This is a genomic window from Roseomonas sp. SRI_022, from assembly GCF_057586215.1.
This window is the reverse complement of sequence record NZ_JBYCZL010000026.1, coordinates 61,271-74,821: the sequence shown is the minus strand read 5'-3', so window position 1 is coordinate 74,821 and position 13,551 is coordinate 61,271. Positions and strand designations below refer to the sequence as shown.

The 13,551-nt window shown below is 70.9% G+C and carries 14 protein-coding genes and 1 pseudogene; 8 read left to right on the top strand and 7 right to left on the bottom strand.

The window, feature by feature from the left end; genetic code table 11:
* Positions 1-963: pseudogene (locus AC2YHJ_RS22035) on the bottom strand (hypothetical protein); the annotation flags it as partial.
* 155 nt (positions 964-1,118) lie between these two features.
* Here AC2YHJ_RS22035 and AC2YHJ_RS22030 point away from each other — a divergent pair.
* From AC2YHJ_RS22030 to AC2YHJ_RS22015, 4 genes are read left to right on the top strand one after another with little or no spacing between them, the layout of a single operon-like run.
* Entirely contained in the window at positions 1,119-1,478 is a 360-nt protein-coding gene (locus AC2YHJ_RS22030) for an NADH-ubiquinone oxidoreductase subunit NDUFA12 family protein (RefSeq protein WP_487398326.1), read from the top strand.
* A 19-nt stretch (positions 1,479-1,497) separates the two neighbouring features.
* Complete coding sequence (gene mlaD / locus AC2YHJ_RS22025) at positions 1,498-2,010, top strand: outer membrane lipid asymmetry maintenance protein MlaD (RefSeq protein WP_487398325.1); 513 nt, start codon at positions 1,498-1,500, stop codon at positions 2,008-2,010.
* Entirely contained in the window at positions 2,007-2,225 is a 219-nt protein-coding gene (locus AC2YHJ_RS22020) for a hypothetical protein (RefSeq protein ID WP_487398324.1), read from the top strand. The genes mlaD and AC2YHJ_RS22020 overlap by 4 nt, the downstream gene beginning before the upstream one ends.
* Positions 2,222-2,581 carry a DUF2155 domain-containing protein gene (locus AC2YHJ_RS22015; protein WP_487398323.1) on the top strand — a complete coding sequence of 120 codons (360 nt, stop codon included), beginning with the start codon at positions 2,222-2,224 and terminating at the stop codon, positions 2,579-2,581. The genes AC2YHJ_RS22020 and AC2YHJ_RS22015 overlap by 4 nt, the downstream gene beginning before the upstream one ends.
* 10 nt (positions 2,582-2,591) lie before the next feature.
* Here AC2YHJ_RS22015 and AC2YHJ_RS22010 read toward each other — a convergent pair whose 3' ends face one another.
* Positions 2,592-4,697 (bottom strand): phytoene desaturase family protein, encoded by a 2,106-nt coding sequence (locus AC2YHJ_RS22010; protein WP_487398322.1) that lies wholly within the window; start codon positions 4,695-4,697, stop codon positions 2,592-2,594.
* A 66-nt stretch (positions 4,698-4,763) separates the two neighbouring features.
* On the opposite strand from AC2YHJ_RS22010, the gene AC2YHJ_RS22005 reads away from it, so the two are divergent.
* Positions 4,764-5,312, top strand: coding sequence for a TetR/AcrR family transcriptional regulator (locus AC2YHJ_RS22005; RefSeq protein WP_487398321.1), 549 nt, complete (start codon positions 4,764-4,766; stop codon positions 5,310-5,312).
* A gap of 16 nt (positions 5,313-5,328) precedes the next feature.
* On the opposite strand, the gene AC2YHJ_RS22000 is transcribed toward AC2YHJ_RS22005, so the two are convergent.
* The gene (locus AC2YHJ_RS22000) at positions 5,329-6,648 is read right to left on the bottom strand and encodes a mechanosensitive ion channel family protein (RefSeq protein WP_487398320.1); all 1,320 of its coding nucleotides are present in this window, start codon (positions 6,646-6,648) and stop codon (positions 5,329-5,331) included.
* A gap of 294 nt (positions 6,649-6,942) precedes the next feature.
* Here AC2YHJ_RS22000 and AC2YHJ_RS21995 point away from each other — a divergent pair, with 294 nt between their 5' ends.
* Entirely contained in the window at positions 6,943-8,139 is a 1,197-nt protein-coding gene (locus tag AC2YHJ_RS21995; RefSeq protein WP_487398319.1) for a M20 aminoacylase family protein, read from the top strand.
* 198 nt (positions 8,140-8,337) lie between these two features.
* Here AC2YHJ_RS21995 and AC2YHJ_RS21990 read toward each other — a convergent pair whose 3' ends face one another.
* From AC2YHJ_RS21990 to mntR, 4 genes are all read right to left on the bottom strand, one after another.
* Complete coding sequence (locus tag AC2YHJ_RS21990; RefSeq protein ID WP_487398318.1) at positions 8,338-8,754, bottom strand: VOC family protein; 417 nt, start codon at positions 8,752-8,754, stop codon at positions 8,338-8,340.
* A gap of 79 nt (positions 8,755-8,833) precedes the next feature.
* Positions 8,834-10,414, bottom strand: a complete 1,581-nt coding sequence (locus tag AC2YHJ_RS21985; RefSeq protein ID WP_487398317.1) for an ABC transporter substrate-binding protein — start codon at positions 10,412-10,414, stop codon at positions 8,834-8,836.
* Positions 10,415-10,549: 135 nt separating this feature from the next.
* Positions 10,550-10,987 carry a MerR family transcriptional regulator gene (locus AC2YHJ_RS21980; protein ID WP_487398316.1) on the bottom strand — a complete coding sequence of 146 codons (438 nt, stop codon included), beginning with the start codon at positions 10,985-10,987 and terminating at the stop codon, positions 10,550-10,552.
* Positions 10,984-11,427 carry a manganese-binding transcriptional regulator MntR gene (gene mntR, locus AC2YHJ_RS21975; protein WP_487398315.1) on the bottom strand — a complete coding sequence of 148 codons (444 nt, stop codon included), beginning with the start codon at positions 11,425-11,427 and terminating at the stop codon, positions 10,984-10,986. The genes AC2YHJ_RS21980 and mntR overlap by 4 nt, the downstream gene beginning before the upstream one ends.
* A gap of 81 nt (positions 11,428-11,508) precedes the next feature.
* Here mntR and AC2YHJ_RS21970 point away from each other — a divergent pair, with 81 nt between their 5' ends.
* Positions 11,509-12,843 (top strand): Nramp family divalent metal transporter, encoded by a 1,335-nt coding sequence (locus AC2YHJ_RS21970; RefSeq protein WP_487398314.1) that lies wholly within the window; start codon positions 11,509-11,511, stop codon positions 12,841-12,843.
* A gap of 29 nt (positions 12,844-12,872) precedes the next feature.
* On the top strand, positions 12,873-13,370 hold the full coding sequence (locus AC2YHJ_RS21965; RefSeq protein WP_487398313.1) for a cupredoxin domain-containing protein: 498 nt from the start codon (positions 12,873-12,875) through the stop codon (positions 13,368-13,370).
* Positions 13,371-13,551: the final 181 nt, after the last annotated feature.

Genomic DNA, 13,551 nt, shown 5'->3' with positions numbered 1-13,551 from the left:
CAGCACGGCGGCTTCCATCGCGGCGCGCGCCTCGGGCGGCGGCGGGGCGAGCAGCGCGGCCGCGACATCGCCGGCCCGTAGCGCCGCGCGGGTCGGATGCAGCACCAGCCTGCCCTCCCCGTCCCGGCCGGGGCGCACGGCGCCGGACGCCGGCGCAAGGCCGGCCGACTCGGCACCGAGCAAAGCTTCCACCGCATCCGCCGGCGCCAGGGCGACGCAGCCATCATGGCGCAGCCCCGGCGCGGCGGCCGCGGCGTCGAGCGCGGCGCGCGCCGCCGCGGCAAGGCCCGGGATCGCGGTTTCGACTGGTGGTTCAGGCCAGATCAGCGCGACGGGGTGCAGCGCGCCATGGCGCGCTGCGAGTTGCCCGGACTGCGCCTCCGCCGCGCCGCGCGTCAGGGCGGCGATGGCAGCCGCCACGGCGCGAGCCTCCGCACCGCCATAGGGCAGGCGATAGGCGGCGAGCAGCCCGGCGAGGTCGGCAAAGCCGACGCGCAGCCGCTGTGCGCGGCCATGCCCGAGGATGTCGAGCATCCGCACCGCCACCGCGACCGCGACCGCATAGCCGGCCGCGTCGAACCCGCCACCCGCATCGAGGAAGGCCGGCAGGTTGAGCACGAAGCGCGCTTCGTCCTTGCGGTCGCGCCATACCTCGATGCCCGGCGCGCCGCGACGCGCCAGCAACAGGGCGCGAAGCGCGACGGCGAGCTCATCCGCCTCCTCCGGGCTTTCCAGCAAGCCGAGGCGACGACCACGCGTGGTGACGCGGCGGATCCAGCCCTCGGCGAGCGTCGGGAAGACCACCGGCCCGGCGCCGGGGGCGAGGCCGGCGAGCGCCTCGGCGGCGCCGTCATCCCAGGATGCGGGGAGTGCGACGGGGCGCGGCGGGGCGTCGGGGTCGGCGCCGCAGCGCTCCCGCCGAAGGGCCACGCCGTCCCACAGAGTGCCGATCAAGCCTGCCATGGCATGATGCTATGCGCGCTCCACGCGATGCGGAAGCCGCATCTTGTGGCAAAATGCGTCATCACCCCCAATATCCTGTGGATAGGCTGATCTTTGCGCCGGGCCGCGCGCTGTGGCATCAGGGGGGCTTCCGGGTTCCCCGAAGGACGCGCCGCATGGCCATGTTCGACAGCCTGTTCATTCGCCTGACCAGCCGCCGCGTCGGCCAGGACCGCTTTGGCAACACCTATTGGGAAGCGCGCGGCCGCAAGGATTTCTACGGCCGCCCGATGCGCCGCATCACCTATGCCGGCACGCCGGAAGCCTCGGTCGTGCCGCCGGAATGGTGGGGCTGGCTGCACCACACCACCGAGGCTCCGCTGGACCAGAATGCGCCGCGCAAGCCCTGGCAAAAGGACCACCGCCCCAACATGACCGGCACGCCCGAGGCCTGGACCCGGCCCGGTCACGATGCCGCGGGCAAGCAGCGTCCGCCCTCCGCCGGCGATTACGAGGCCTGGACGCCGGGGCGCTGAACCCCGACATCCTACCCGCATGCAGAAACGCAGCCTTGCCGAGATCCTGACCGGGGCCCTGGTGCTGGCCGTGGCCGCCGCCTTCCTCGTCTATGCCATCACCGGCAGCGGGCGGGCGTTGACCACCAGCGGAATGACGCTGACGGCCCGGTTCGACCGGATCGACGGGCTTGCCCAGGGTGCCGACATCCGCATCGCGGGGGTGAAGGTCGGCCAAGTGGTCGCGCAGCGGATCGACCCCGCGACCTTCCTCGCGGTGCTGACGCTGCGTGTCGATGCGGGCCTGCGCCTGCCGTCGGACAGCTCGGCCGAGATCCAGAGCGAAGGGCTGCTCGGCGGCAAGTACGTCGCGCTGGTGCCCGGCGGGTCGGAGCGTTTCCTGCGCGACGGCGGCGAGATTACGATCACCCAGAGCGCGGTCAGCCTGGAGAGCCTGCTCGGCCGGTTCATCTTCAGCGTGACCGAGATGAACCAGCAGCGCGGCGGCGACCAGCCGGCCCAGCCCGCTCCGGCCCCTTCGGCGCCGCGATGACCGCATCCCCACCGACCATCTGGCCGGGCGCCGACGGCAATCCGCTGTCCTGCCGGGAGAAGCTGAAGGTGCTGGCCGAGAACCACGCCGAGGCGCGCCAAGCCCTGCAGGATGTCTTCGAGGATGCGCTGTTGATGGGCGTGGACGAGGCCGCAATGCGCCGCATCCTGGCCGAGATGGTGGCCGGGCTCGACAGCCCGAAGCGCCGCGCATGAGGTGGCTCGCGCTTCTCGTCGCGCTGGTCGCCGCCGGACCGGCGATGGCCCAGGAATGGGTGCCGATGCGTAGCGCGCGGCTGCAGGCGCTCGACAAGGTGACGGCGCGCGTCACCATTCTTGAAGCACGGGTCGGCGGGTCGGTGGCCTTCGGCACGCTGACGATCAACCTCAGGGCCTGCCAGGGGCGTTCCCCCGATGAGGTGCCGGACGCCGCCGCCTGGATGGAGATCACCGACAGCCGCGCCACCGCCGGTAGCGCGCCGTCCTTTCGCGGCTGGATGTTCGCCAACGCGCCCGGCGTGAACATGCTGGAGCACCCGGTCTACGACATCCGCGTGCTGGAGTGCCGGTAGACACTGGGCTTCATGCTGCGAGCCGCTGTGCTTCGGCTGCGCCGAGCATCCCCGGCAGCAATGCCTCCGCCGCGAGCGCGCCGGAGATGACGACCGCCTCCACCCCCGCGCCATGGGTCGCGGCACCGGCCAGGACCAGGCCGGGCAGCGGTTGCTTGGTCGGCAGCACGCGGTTGGTGCCGTAGATCGATCCCCCGGCCGTCCAGGCATAGCGCGCATAGGTGACCGGCGAGGCATCCACCCGGCACAGGATGCGTTCGCGCAGACCCGGGATCACCTCCGCTGCCCGGTCGATCAGTTCGTCGGCAAGGGCCGCCTTGCGGCCACGGTAGGCCGGGCCGCGACGCCAGGCTTCGAGCGCGGCCGGGTCGTTGGTGCCAGGCGGTAGCCAGGACGCAGCCTCGGCCTGCGGCAGCAGTGCCAGCAGTTCGAGCGTCGCATGCCCGGCCGGGGCGCAGGCCGGATCGACCACCGAGGGCGCGACCATCGCGATCGGCCCGAACCTTGTGAGGGCATGCAGGACGGGCGGAATGTCGAGCGTGCCCGCGATGCCGAGATGCACCGCCGCCGCCGAGCAGGCGGGCCGTGCCGCGGCGAGGCCGGACGACAGTGCGCCGGGCGGCAGCAGGTGGCGCCCCGCCAGGATCGGGTCGCCGTTCAGCACCACAGCCGCAGCCGGGGCAGTACGCAGCGCGCCGGTCCGCTCACGCAGCAGCAGGCCGGAGGCACGCCCGTCCTCGATGAGGATGCGCGCGACCGGCTGGCGCAGATGCACTTCCCCGCCACGGGTGCGGATGGCGCCGACCAGCGCCTCGGCGAGGCGGCCGGACCCGCCGACCGGATAGACGCCGCCATGCAGCGCATAGCCGAAGATCGGCACCATCTGGCGCACCGTGAGGCTCGCCGGGTCGTCGGTGATGTAGCCGGACAGAGCGGTCACCGCCGCCTTGGCCCCAGCACCCCGCAGGTGACGATCAAGGAAGGCCGCCCAGGGCCGCGCCATCCATTCGGCGGCCAGCGGATGGGCTCGGGAGAAGGCCAGCATCGCCTCCGGCGTCGGCGGCGTGCCCGGAATGCCGACGCGCCCGGCGCCGGTCGCGAACATCGCCTGGTAGATCGTGCGGATCTCGTCGAACAGGGCGACGATGCCGGCCGCATCCGCGGGGTGGCGGGCGGCGAGCGCCGCCCGGTGGGCATCGTAGTCGCGCGGCACGTCGAACACCGCGCCATGGTCCCAGTAGCGGTGGTCAAGGCGGCGCATCTCGACCGCATCGGCGATGCTCAGCCGCTCGAATACCGAGCGCACCGGGCCGCCGGGCTGCCAGCCGGAGATGTCGTGCACACCGGAATCGAAGCGGAAGCGCAGCGGCCCGCCGGTGACGGGATCAACGCCGCGTGCACGGCGCGGCCAGGAATGGGCGAAGCCGCCCGGCAGGTCGTGCTGGTCATGCACGCTGACGCGGATGCCCGCATCGGCGAGCAGGGCGGCGGCCGTCAGCCCGCCCAGCCCGGCCCCGACCACCCGCACGGGATCCGCGGCCGGCCGGCGCAGCGCGGGGGCCGGCCAAGTGGCCTCCCCACCACGGATCATGTCCTGCAGGCCCCGCCGGACGAGCAGACGCGGCCCGAGGATCGAGGCCGCGGCGCCAAAAGCCAGCGGCCCCCAGCGCAGCCAGCCGGGGGCATCGGCCAGGCCAGCCAGCGCGAGCCAGGCGAAGACCCCCGCCCAAAGGCCGGACAGCAGCCGGTTGATCGACAGGAACAGCGGCGTCGCCGTCGCGCCCTGATGGTCGGCGGCCGAGATATCCGCGGTCCAGGGCCGCCCGATGCCGACGCTGACGGCCGCGCCCACTGCGAGGCAACCGAACAGCAGCGCCAGGGCGTGGCGTTCCAGTAGCGGCATCGGCACCAGATGGCCTGCCAGGACCAGCGCCAACGCCGGGATGACGGCAAGTTCGAAGGGGCGCCAGGTGCCGTGGCGCCCGAGCCAAGCGGCGCGCGCCAGCGCCACGAGGAGCCCCGCCGCCGCGCCGGCGACGGCCAGGCCGAGCGGCAGGCTGGCGAGATAGAACATCTTCGGCAGCAGCGGCAGATGGGCGCGGAGATAGGCCTTCATGGCGATGGAACTCCATGGACAGGGCGCTCTCGGCGCCGCATGTTGACAGCATCAACATTCCATTCGGTGTTAACATTGTCAACATCTGAGCGCCCCTACCATCATGGGGATCTGCGTGCGGCGCTGCTCGATGCCGCCGACGCGCTGGTCGAGAAGGGCGGCGACGGCGCCGTCAGCCTTCGGGAGGCCGCCCGCGCGGCCGGTGTGTCCGCCACCGCCGCCTATCGCCACTTCGCGGACAAGGAGGCGCTGCTGGCCGCGCTCGCGGCGCGGCACTTCCGCGATTTCGGCGCTGCCATCGCGGCGGCGGCGCAGCAGGGTGGGCTCGGCGCGCGCGGCCGCGCCTATGTGCGCTTCGCGCTGGCACGGCCGGGGCGGTTCCGCCTGATGTTCAGTGGCCTGCTGGCCCGTGCCGGCGCGCATCCCGAGCTGCGCGCCGCATCGCGCGCAACCTTCGATGCGCTGCGCGGAGCGGCGGGGTCGGAGGATGGCGCGCTGCGCGCCTGGGCCTTCGTGCACGGGCTGTCGCACCTGCTGCTCGACGGCGCGCTGCACGAGGGGGATGTGGAGGCGCTGATCGCGCGGCTGGTGACGGAACCGCCGCCGCGAGCCTGACCCGCAAGCCGCTTCGTCAGCGAATGCCGAAGAAGGACCGCAGCCGCGCCAGCATGTCCTCGCGCGTCGGCGCCGCGACCGTCTGGGCCGCGGCGGCGGACGGCGTCGCGGCGTTGCGCGCCTGGCGTTCGGCCATGATCGCCGTCAGCCCTTCCAACAGGGCCGGCCGCGCACGCAGCACCGGATCAAGTTCCGCCTTACGCAGTTCGAGCAGCACGGATTCAGTGACCGCGGTGACGGTGGCGCTGCGCGGCTGGCCGGTCAGCAGCGACATCTCCCCCACCACGGCGCCGGGATAGAGGCTGTCCACCACGGCCTCCGTGCCATCCGTCCGCGGGATCCGCACATCGAGCACGCCCTCGGCGAGCAGATAGAGGGAATCCCCCGCCTCCCCCCGTCGCATCACGGCTGCGCCGCGCGGCAGCACCTGTTCGACCATGCCGGTGGCGAGCGACTCGCGTTCCTCCTCGGTGAAGGGGCGGAACAGGTCGATCGCGGCGAGCAGCGCGGCGCGCCGGTCGGGTGCGGGTGCCGTCGAGGGACGGCGCACCATGACCTCGCGCAAGGGTCGCGCCGGGCGTATGCCGGCGCGGTCGAGTGCACGCTGCACCGACCCGGCCACGGCGTCGCGCCAGCGCATCTCGGCGCCGTAATCCGGCACGTGGAACCGCACCTGGTAGACCGCCACGCCCTGCGACAGGTCGGCCAGGATCACATCAGGCGCGAAGTTCGCCTGGCCGCGCCCGGCTTCCATCGCCGCGGCCAGCAACAGGCGCCGCGCGCGGTCGGCTGGCAGCGCGGCATCCATCGGCACTGCGAGTGCCGCGCGGTAGCGCCCGCGAGGCCCTGACCCATAGACGGCGATGCGGTGTCCCGCGATCAGTCCGTTCGGCACGACGAGGGCGACACCATCACGCGTGACCAGCCGGGTCGAGCGCCAGGAGATGCCGGTGACACGCCCGGCGCAGTGTTCCGTCGCCTCGATCCAGTCGCCGATCGCGTAGGGCGATTCCATGCCGAGCGCGATGCCGGAGAAGATGTCCCCCAACGTGTTGCGCAGCGCGAAACCGAGCACCGCGATCAGCACGGAGGAAGTGGCGATCAATCCCGTGGCCGGCAGTTCGAACACCAGTTGCGTGATGATCACGCCGGCGGCGATGAACAGCGCAGTGCCGATCAGATCGCTCAGCAGCTTCGGATAGGCGCCGAGCAGCAGCGCGGCGAAGCGCGTCGCGGTCCAGGCCGCGGCCAGCCAGAAGGCGGTCCCCGCTGCGATGCGCAGATTGCCGGCCGTACCCTCCGCCGGCAGCATGGCGTGCAGCAGCAGGGCCAGCACGGTCAGGCCGGCAGGCAGGATCAGCCGGCGGATCGGCAGGTGGCGCAGCGTCTTCCTCCCTGGCGGCGCAGGCGGGTCCGGCGCGTGATGCTACCGGGTCCTTGCTGTCCAGCCCAGGCCCCAGCATGGCGGGGGGTCGCGTCACGGCGCTCTCGCCCCAGCCCAGCGGGATCGGTGCGGCCCGCTCCCTACGCGGGAACCGGTTGGCAGGCATGGGGTGGGCGCCGTTGCCACTGGGGCGGAGTGGGGTCAGGGTTCTCCCTGACCAGGCCGCATCCGGGGAACCCGCCAGCCATGAATGACGACGCCAAAGCCCGCCTCGACGCGCTCCAGCCGGAGCTGGTCGCGATCCGACGCGACATCCACGCCCATCCCGAGATGGGCATGGAGGAGGTGCGGACCTCGGCCCTGGTGGCGAAGACGCTGCGGGATTGGGGGCTGGAGGTCACGGAGGGCGTCGGCAAGTTCGGTGTCGTCGCCTCGCTCAAGGGGCGCCAGCCGGGCCAGCGCGCGATCGGGTTGCGCGCGGACATGGACGCATTGTCGATCACCGAGGCGACGGGACTGCCGCATGCCTCGAAGAATGTCGGCGTGATGCATGCCTGCGGGCATGACGGGCATACGACGATGCTGCTGGGTGCGGCGAAGCTGCTGAAGGACGACCCCGATTTCGGCGGCACCGTCCACTTCATCTTCCAGCCCGCCGAGGAAGGGCGCGGCGGCGCCAAGGCGATGATCGCCGACGGCCTGTTCGAACGCTTCCCCGTCGATGCCGTCTATGGCCTGCACAACAAGCCGAACCGTGCGCTCGGCACCTTCGCCATCCAGCCGGGCCCGGCGATGGCCGCTGGCGACCGCTGGGTGGTGACCTTCCGCGGCACCGGCGGGCATGGCGGATCGACGCCGCATATGGCGACCGACGTCACGGTGCTGACGGCGCAATTCATCCTCGCCATGCAGACCATCGTGTCGCGCAACGTCTCTGCGATCGATGCGGCGGTGATCAGCGTCGGCGCCATCCATGGCGGATCGATGGCCTCCACCAATGTCATGCCGTCCGAAATGGTGATCGGCGGCACCGCGCGGTCCTTCACCGAGGAGGTCCGCGACACGATGGAACGGCGCATGCGGGAGATCGCCGCAGGCCTCGCCGCGACATTCGGCTGCACGGCGGAGGTCGAGTATCTCCGCCGCGGCACCGCCGTGGTGAACCATGCCGAGCAGACCGAGATCGCGCTGCGCGCCGCGACCGCCGTGGTCGGCGCGGATCGCGCCACCGGCCAGGCGGGGCCGGTCACGGGCGGCGAGGATTTCTCCCTGATGCTGAGGGCACGGCCGGGGTCGTTCATGTTCATGGGGATTGGCGCCGGCGGACCATCCTCGGAAGGCCTGCACACGCCGACATACGATTTCAACGACGATGCGATCCCGCTGGGCGTGCAGTACTGGCTGAGCCTCGTGAAGCAAGAACTGGGGTCGGTCGGCGGGTGAGTGCACCAACGGGCTCGCCCCTGGCCGGGCGTCCGAACCATGGGCCTGGGGCGGCAGCCTGATCGGAAGCGACCGCCATCGCGGCATCCGGACGTGCGGGCGACGTGATGGCGTGACCGCGGCGATCGTTCGGTCCCCCGGCGCCATGCCGGCATAGCGAGGCGCCATCGGCCCTTCGGCATGGCGCCTCCGCTGCGTTCAGCCGCCCCGACGACCTTCTGCAGGGTTCGCGCAGAAGATCGCGACCTTGTTGCCCAGGGGGTCGCGGAGATAGCCGACATAGAAGTGGTCGCTGTATTCATCCCGGAAGCCCGGAGCGCCCTCGTCAGAACCGCCAGCCTCGATGCCGGCGGCGTGGATGCTGCGCACCAACGCGTGGGTTGCGGCCTGGAAGGCCGCCATGGAGCCGTTGCCGACAGTCGCCGGTTTCCCGTCATACGGCTTCTTCACATACACCGCGCCAGGGCCGCCGGCCCGATCCGGTCCCTCCGGCAAGGTGAATTCGACCCCGTCCGCTGCTTCCTTCTTTTTGTAGCCAAGCGGGGTCAGGATGGCCGTGTAGAAGGACCCCGAGCGGAGCACGTCGTTGGCGCCGACCGTGATGTAGCTCAGCATTCAGTCGCTCCTGTCCGTTGCGCGGGGGCTGCGGAAGGGCGGCGCCCGGCGCCAATGGGCCAGCGCCCCGCGCACTTCCTCACGCCGGCCGCACATCCTGCGCCAGCGTCATCTCATCCGCCCGCGGCGTATGCGCCAGCCCCTGCCGCATCGCCCAGATGTTCTTCTGGATGTGCAGCGGGATCCACGCCACCTCGCGCACGGCGATGCGCGTCGCCTCCTGGAACAGTGCCTCACGCGCCGCGTCGTCCGCTGTGGTCATGGCGCGCGCGACCGTGCCGTCGAATTCCGCATTCGACCAGCCCGACCGGTTCACCGTGCCCCAGCCGCGCGCGACATCGCGCGTGCCAAGCAGCCCACGCAACCCAGCCGAAGGCTCGCCCGACGAATTCGCCCAGCCGCCAAAGGAAGCCGAGGTGTCCGACCGCGCCGTGCGCTGTGAATAGGCGGCATAGGGCATGGTATCGACGCGCACCTTGATGCCGATGCGCGCCCACATCTGGCCGATGCTCTGGCAGATCTGCGCATCGTTCACATAGCGGTCGTTCGGCCCGTTCAGCGTGACGGTGAAGCCCTGCGGGTATCCGGCCTCGGTGAGCAGGCGCCTTGCGCGGTCCGGGTCGAAGGCCGGCGGCGCGATGTCAGGCGCATGGCCGAAGGTGCCGGGCGGCATGAACTGGCCGGTCGGAATGGCCGCGCCGGCCATGATGCGATCGGCGATGGCGGCGCGGTTGATCGATATCGACAGCGCCTGGCGCACGCGCAAGTCGCGCAGCGGGTTGGTGGTCAGCGCCTCCCCGTTGGGGCCCGCGACATAAGGGCTCCGCTCGCGGAAATCCGTGCGCAGGTAGACTGAGCGCAGGCTGACGGTTTCCGACAACGGAAAGCGCGCCTCGCCGCGCAACCGCGCGAGGTCGGTGGTCGGGACCGCATCGATGAAGGCGATGTCGCCAGCGCGAAGGGCAGCGACGCGCGATCCGTCATTGCCGATGAAACGGTAGTTCACCCGCGCCCAGGCGGGCTTGTCGCCCCAATAGTTCGGGTTGCGCTCCATCTCCGCGCGTTCGCCGTGCCTGTAGCTTCGCAGCCGGAAGGGGCCGGTGCCGATCACCGCGCGGCCACTGTTGAAGTCTCCCGTCTGGCTCTCCTCGCCAAGGCCGTGCCAGAGGATGACGATCTGCGACAGATCCGCCGGCAGCAGCGGATAGACACCCTCGGTGCGGAAGTGGATGGTGTGGTCGTCCAGCACCTCCGACGCCTTGATGGTGCGGGTGAAGACGCCGAAGGAACCGGGGCTGTTCACGACCTTCGGGATGCGTTCGAGCGTGTAGATCACGTCGCGCGCGGTGAAGGGCGCGCCGTTGTGGAAGCTGACGCCGCGGCGCAGGCGGAACTCCCAGGTGTTCTCGTCGATCAGTCGCCAGGATTCCGCGAGCGCGGGCACCAGCCGCGCCTGCGCGTCGCGATCGACCAGCGCATCGAAGAAGTGCTGCGCCAGCGCGTTGTTCGGCGTGAGCGTGTGGTACTGCGGATCGAGCGACGTCGGGATGGCGCCGACCGCCATCTCGAGCAACGCATCCATCTCCGCCGCGCGCACCGGTGGCGCGGCAAGCGCCGCCGCGGAGAACAGAACCGCACGTCTTGTTGCCTGAAGCGTCATCCCCGGCCGCCTTTCGCGCTGTTGCTCAAGGGACTGCACCAACCAGGACGTGACGCTGTCAAGCGCGCGGAGCTTCTTCGCCGTCAATGGGGTGCGATGGAATATCCTGCCAGCGGCATGGCGCGGGACGCGCGGTCACCCACCGTGACTCGGATCGTCGCAATGGCCATGCGCGAAATCCGCCAGCGTCTCGATCACGCGGCACTCGCCGACCACGCCGCCGGCGCAGCCGGTCGCCATGCGTTCCAGCTCGGCGCGCAGCGCGGTCAGCCGCCGCAGCCGCGCATCGATGTCCTGGATCGTCGCGGTGGCGAGCGCATGCACCTGGCCGCAATCCGCCTCCGGATGGCTCGCGAGGTCGAGCAGGGTGCGGATCGCGGCACTCTCGAAGCCCAGTTCCCGCGCATGGCGGATGAAGCCGAGCCGGCGCAGATGCGCCTGGCCGTAGGCACGGTGCCCGCCTTCGGTGCGCGCGGCCGGCGGCAGCCAGCCTTCCTGTTCGTACCAGCGGATGGTGGTGGGCTTCACGCCGGTGGCGCGGGCCAGGTCGCCGATGGACAGCATACCGGTCATGTGGTGCCGGCGGGCTGTTTCGCCAGGAAGCGGGCGAAGGCGGCGAGCGCCTTGTCGCTCGCATGATGCTCCAGCCCCTCGGCATCCTGTTCGGCCGTCTCGGGGTCGAGGCCGACGGCGATCAGGAAGCGGACGACGAGGTCGTGCCGCGCCTTGGCCTCGGCGGCCAGCATCGTGCCCGCCTCGGTCAGGAACAACCCGCGATAGGGCTTGGTCTCGACCAGCCCGTCGCGCTGCAGCCGGCCGATGGTCGCCGTCACCGTCGCCTGGGAGACGCCCATCCGGCGCGCGACCTCCACGGCCCGGGCCTCCCCCTCCTCCCGCAGCAGGTCGGCGATCAGCTCGACATAATCCTCGGCCGTGGCCGTCCGATCGGCCTCGCGCTGGCGGGCGAAGCGGGCCGCCTGGTCTTCGGCGGTGGGCAGGGTGCGGCGTGGCATCGAAGCGGTGGAATCCGTGATTGACCCCCTTGATAGCGATCCAAACACTTCTTAGCCTAGGCTAACTTTCGGAGGCTGCGCATGAACCCGCCATCGGACGCTGTCGCGACGCATACGGACGGCCCGCCCAGCCTGCCGGAGGTGCACCGTTCCGTTGCCGTGCCCAATGCCGGCGGCTTCATGCGCAAGCTCTTCGCCTTCATGGGGCCGGGCTATCTGGTCGCCGTCGGCTACATGGACCCCGGCAACTGGGCGACGGCGCTCGCCGGCGGGTCGGCCTTCGGATACACGCTGCTGGCCGTAGCACTCACCTCCTCGCTGATGGCGATCCTGTTGCAGGCGCTGTGCGCGCGGATCGGCATCGCGACCGGGCGCGACCTTGCGCAGCTCTGCCGCGAACGCTTCCCCAAGGCCGTCGCCTGGCCGCTCTGGCTGCTCGCCGAACTCGCGATCTGCGCGACCGACCTTGCGGAGCTGATCGGCACGGCCATCGCCCTCGAGCTGCTGTTCGGCATACCGCTGCTCTACGGCGTGATGCTGACCGCCTTCGACGCCTTCCTGATCCTGTGGCTGCAGAACAAGGGTGTGCGCTGGCTCGAGGCGCTGATCTTCGGCTTCATCGTGCTGATCTTCGGCTGCTTCGCCATCCAGCTCGTGCTGTCCGACCCGGTGTGGGGCGATGTGCTGCGTGGCTACATCCCCGCCGCCAGCATCGTGACGAACGAGACGCAGCTCTACATCGCCATGGGCATCCTCGGTGCCACGGTGATGCCGCACAACCTGTACCTGCACACCGCCGTGGTACAGTCCCGCGCCTGGACCCCGACTGAGGCGGGGAAGAGGGAGGCGATCAAGTTCGCCACCATCGACAGCACCATCGCGCTCACCTTCGCGCTGCTGATCAATTCCGCGATCCTGATCACCGCGGCGGCCACCTTCCACACCACCGGCAACACCGAGGTGGCGGAGATCCAGGAGGCCTATCAACTGATGTCGCCGCTGCTCGGCGGCACGCTGGCGGCGACGCTGTTCGCCTTCGCCCTGCTGCTGTGCGGGCTGAATTCGACGGTGACGGCGACGCTTGCCGGCCAGGTGGTGATGGAAGGCTTCCTGCGCTTCCGGCTGCCCCCCGTCCTGCGGCGGCTGGTGACGCGGTTGATCGCCATCGTGCCCGCGGTGATCGTCACCTGGATCTATGGCACGTCCGGCACGGCGCAGTTGCTGATCCTGTCGCAGGTGATCCTGTCGATGCAGCTGCCCTTCGCAGTGATCCCGCTGATGATGTTCGCCTCCGACAAGGCGCGGCTCGGCACGCTGGCGGCGCCGCGCTGGCAGGTGGTGCTGGGCTGGACCTGCGCCGCGGTGATCGTGGCGCTGAACATCAAGGTGCTGGCGGACACGATTCTCGGCGATTGAATGCCGGAAGAGGGAAGGAGGAACGCAGGATGCAGGATGCAAGCCTGGGGCGGCGCCTGATGCTCGGCGCCGTCGCGGCAGCCGCGGCCACGTTGCCGCGCGTCGCGCGGGCGGCCGGCGACCTGACGCGGCAGGAACCGATCGAGACGGTCGTGGAGCTCGGCCGGCCCGACGGGCGCCATGCCTTCGAACCCAGCAGGCTGCGCTTCGAGACGGGCAAGCTGTACAAGCTGGTGCTGCGCAATGTCAGCCGCGACCCGCACTACTTCACCTCGGATGAATTCGCCGCGCGCATCTTCACGCGCAAGGTGCAGGTGACGCAGGCCGGACCGAACGGGCGCAGCATCACGCTCGCGGAGTTCAAAGGAACGATCCGGGAGGTCGAGGTCTATCCGGGCCACGCCGCCGAATGGTGGCTCGTCCCGGTGGCGACCGGGCGCATCACGGACCTGCGCTGCGGCATCGTCGGCGCGGATGGGCGCAGCCACGCCCAGCACGGCATGACCGGCGAGATCGAGATCGTCTGATCCTCACGGCCGCCTTTGGCGGCCGATGGAGTCTTTGGTTGTGCCCTCAGACGCCGGGCGCGGCCCATCCGGGCCGCTTGGCCTCGCGCCGTGCGCTCCGGGATCGCGGCGTGGCCGCGATCCAATGGGTCGCAGCATAGTCGCGGTTTCGCGACTTGAATCTCCAGCCGCTGGAGGTTCC

Bases quoted from the DNA above. Each gene is read 5' to 3' on its own strand.
- AC2YHJ_RS22030 (WP_487398326.1), top strand. From the start codon at position 1,119: ATGGCCATGTTCGACAGCCTGTTCATTCGCCTGACCAGCCGCCGCGTC.
- mlaD (WP_487398325.1), top strand. From the start codon at position 1,498: ATGCAGAAACGCAGCCTTGCCGAGATCCTGACCGGGGCCCTGGTGCTG.
- AC2YHJ_RS22020 (WP_487398324.1), top strand. From the start codon at position 2,007: ATGACCGCATCCCCACCGACCATCTGGCCGGGCGCCGACGGCAATCCG.
- AC2YHJ_RS22015 (WP_487398323.1), top strand. From the start codon at position 2,222: ATGAGGTGGCTCGCGCTTCTCGTCGCGCTGGTCGCCGCCGGACCGGCG.
- AC2YHJ_RS22010 (WP_487398322.1), bottom strand. From the start codon at position 4,697: ATGAAGGCCTATCTCCGCGCCCATCTGCCGCTGCTGCCGAAGATGTTC.
- AC2YHJ_RS21995 (WP_487398319.1), top strand. From the start codon at position 6,943: ATGAATGACGACGCCAAAGCCCGCCTCGACGCGCTCCAGCCGGAGCTG.
- AC2YHJ_RS21990 (WP_487398318.1), bottom strand. From the start codon at position 8,754: ATGCTGAGCTACATCACGGTCGGCGCCAACGACGTGCTCCGCTCGGGG.
- AC2YHJ_RS21985 (WP_487398317.1), bottom strand. From the start codon at position 10,414: ATGACGCTTCAGGCAACAAGACGTGCGGTTCTGTTCTCCGCGGCGGCG.
- AC2YHJ_RS21980 (WP_487398316.1), bottom strand. From the start codon at position 10,987: ATGACCGGTATGCTGTCCATCGGCGACCTGGCCCGCGCCACCGGCGTG.
- mntR (WP_487398315.1), bottom strand. From the start codon at position 11,427: ATGCCACGCCGCACCCTGCCCACCGCCGAAGACCAGGCGGCCCGCTTC.
- AC2YHJ_RS21970 (WP_487398314.1), top strand. From the start codon at position 11,509: ATGAACCCGCCATCGGACGCTGTCGCGACGCATACGGACGGCCCGCCC.
- AC2YHJ_RS21965 (WP_487398313.1), top strand. From the start codon at position 12,873: ATGCAGGATGCAAGCCTGGGGCGGCGCCTGATGCTCGGCGCCGTCGCG.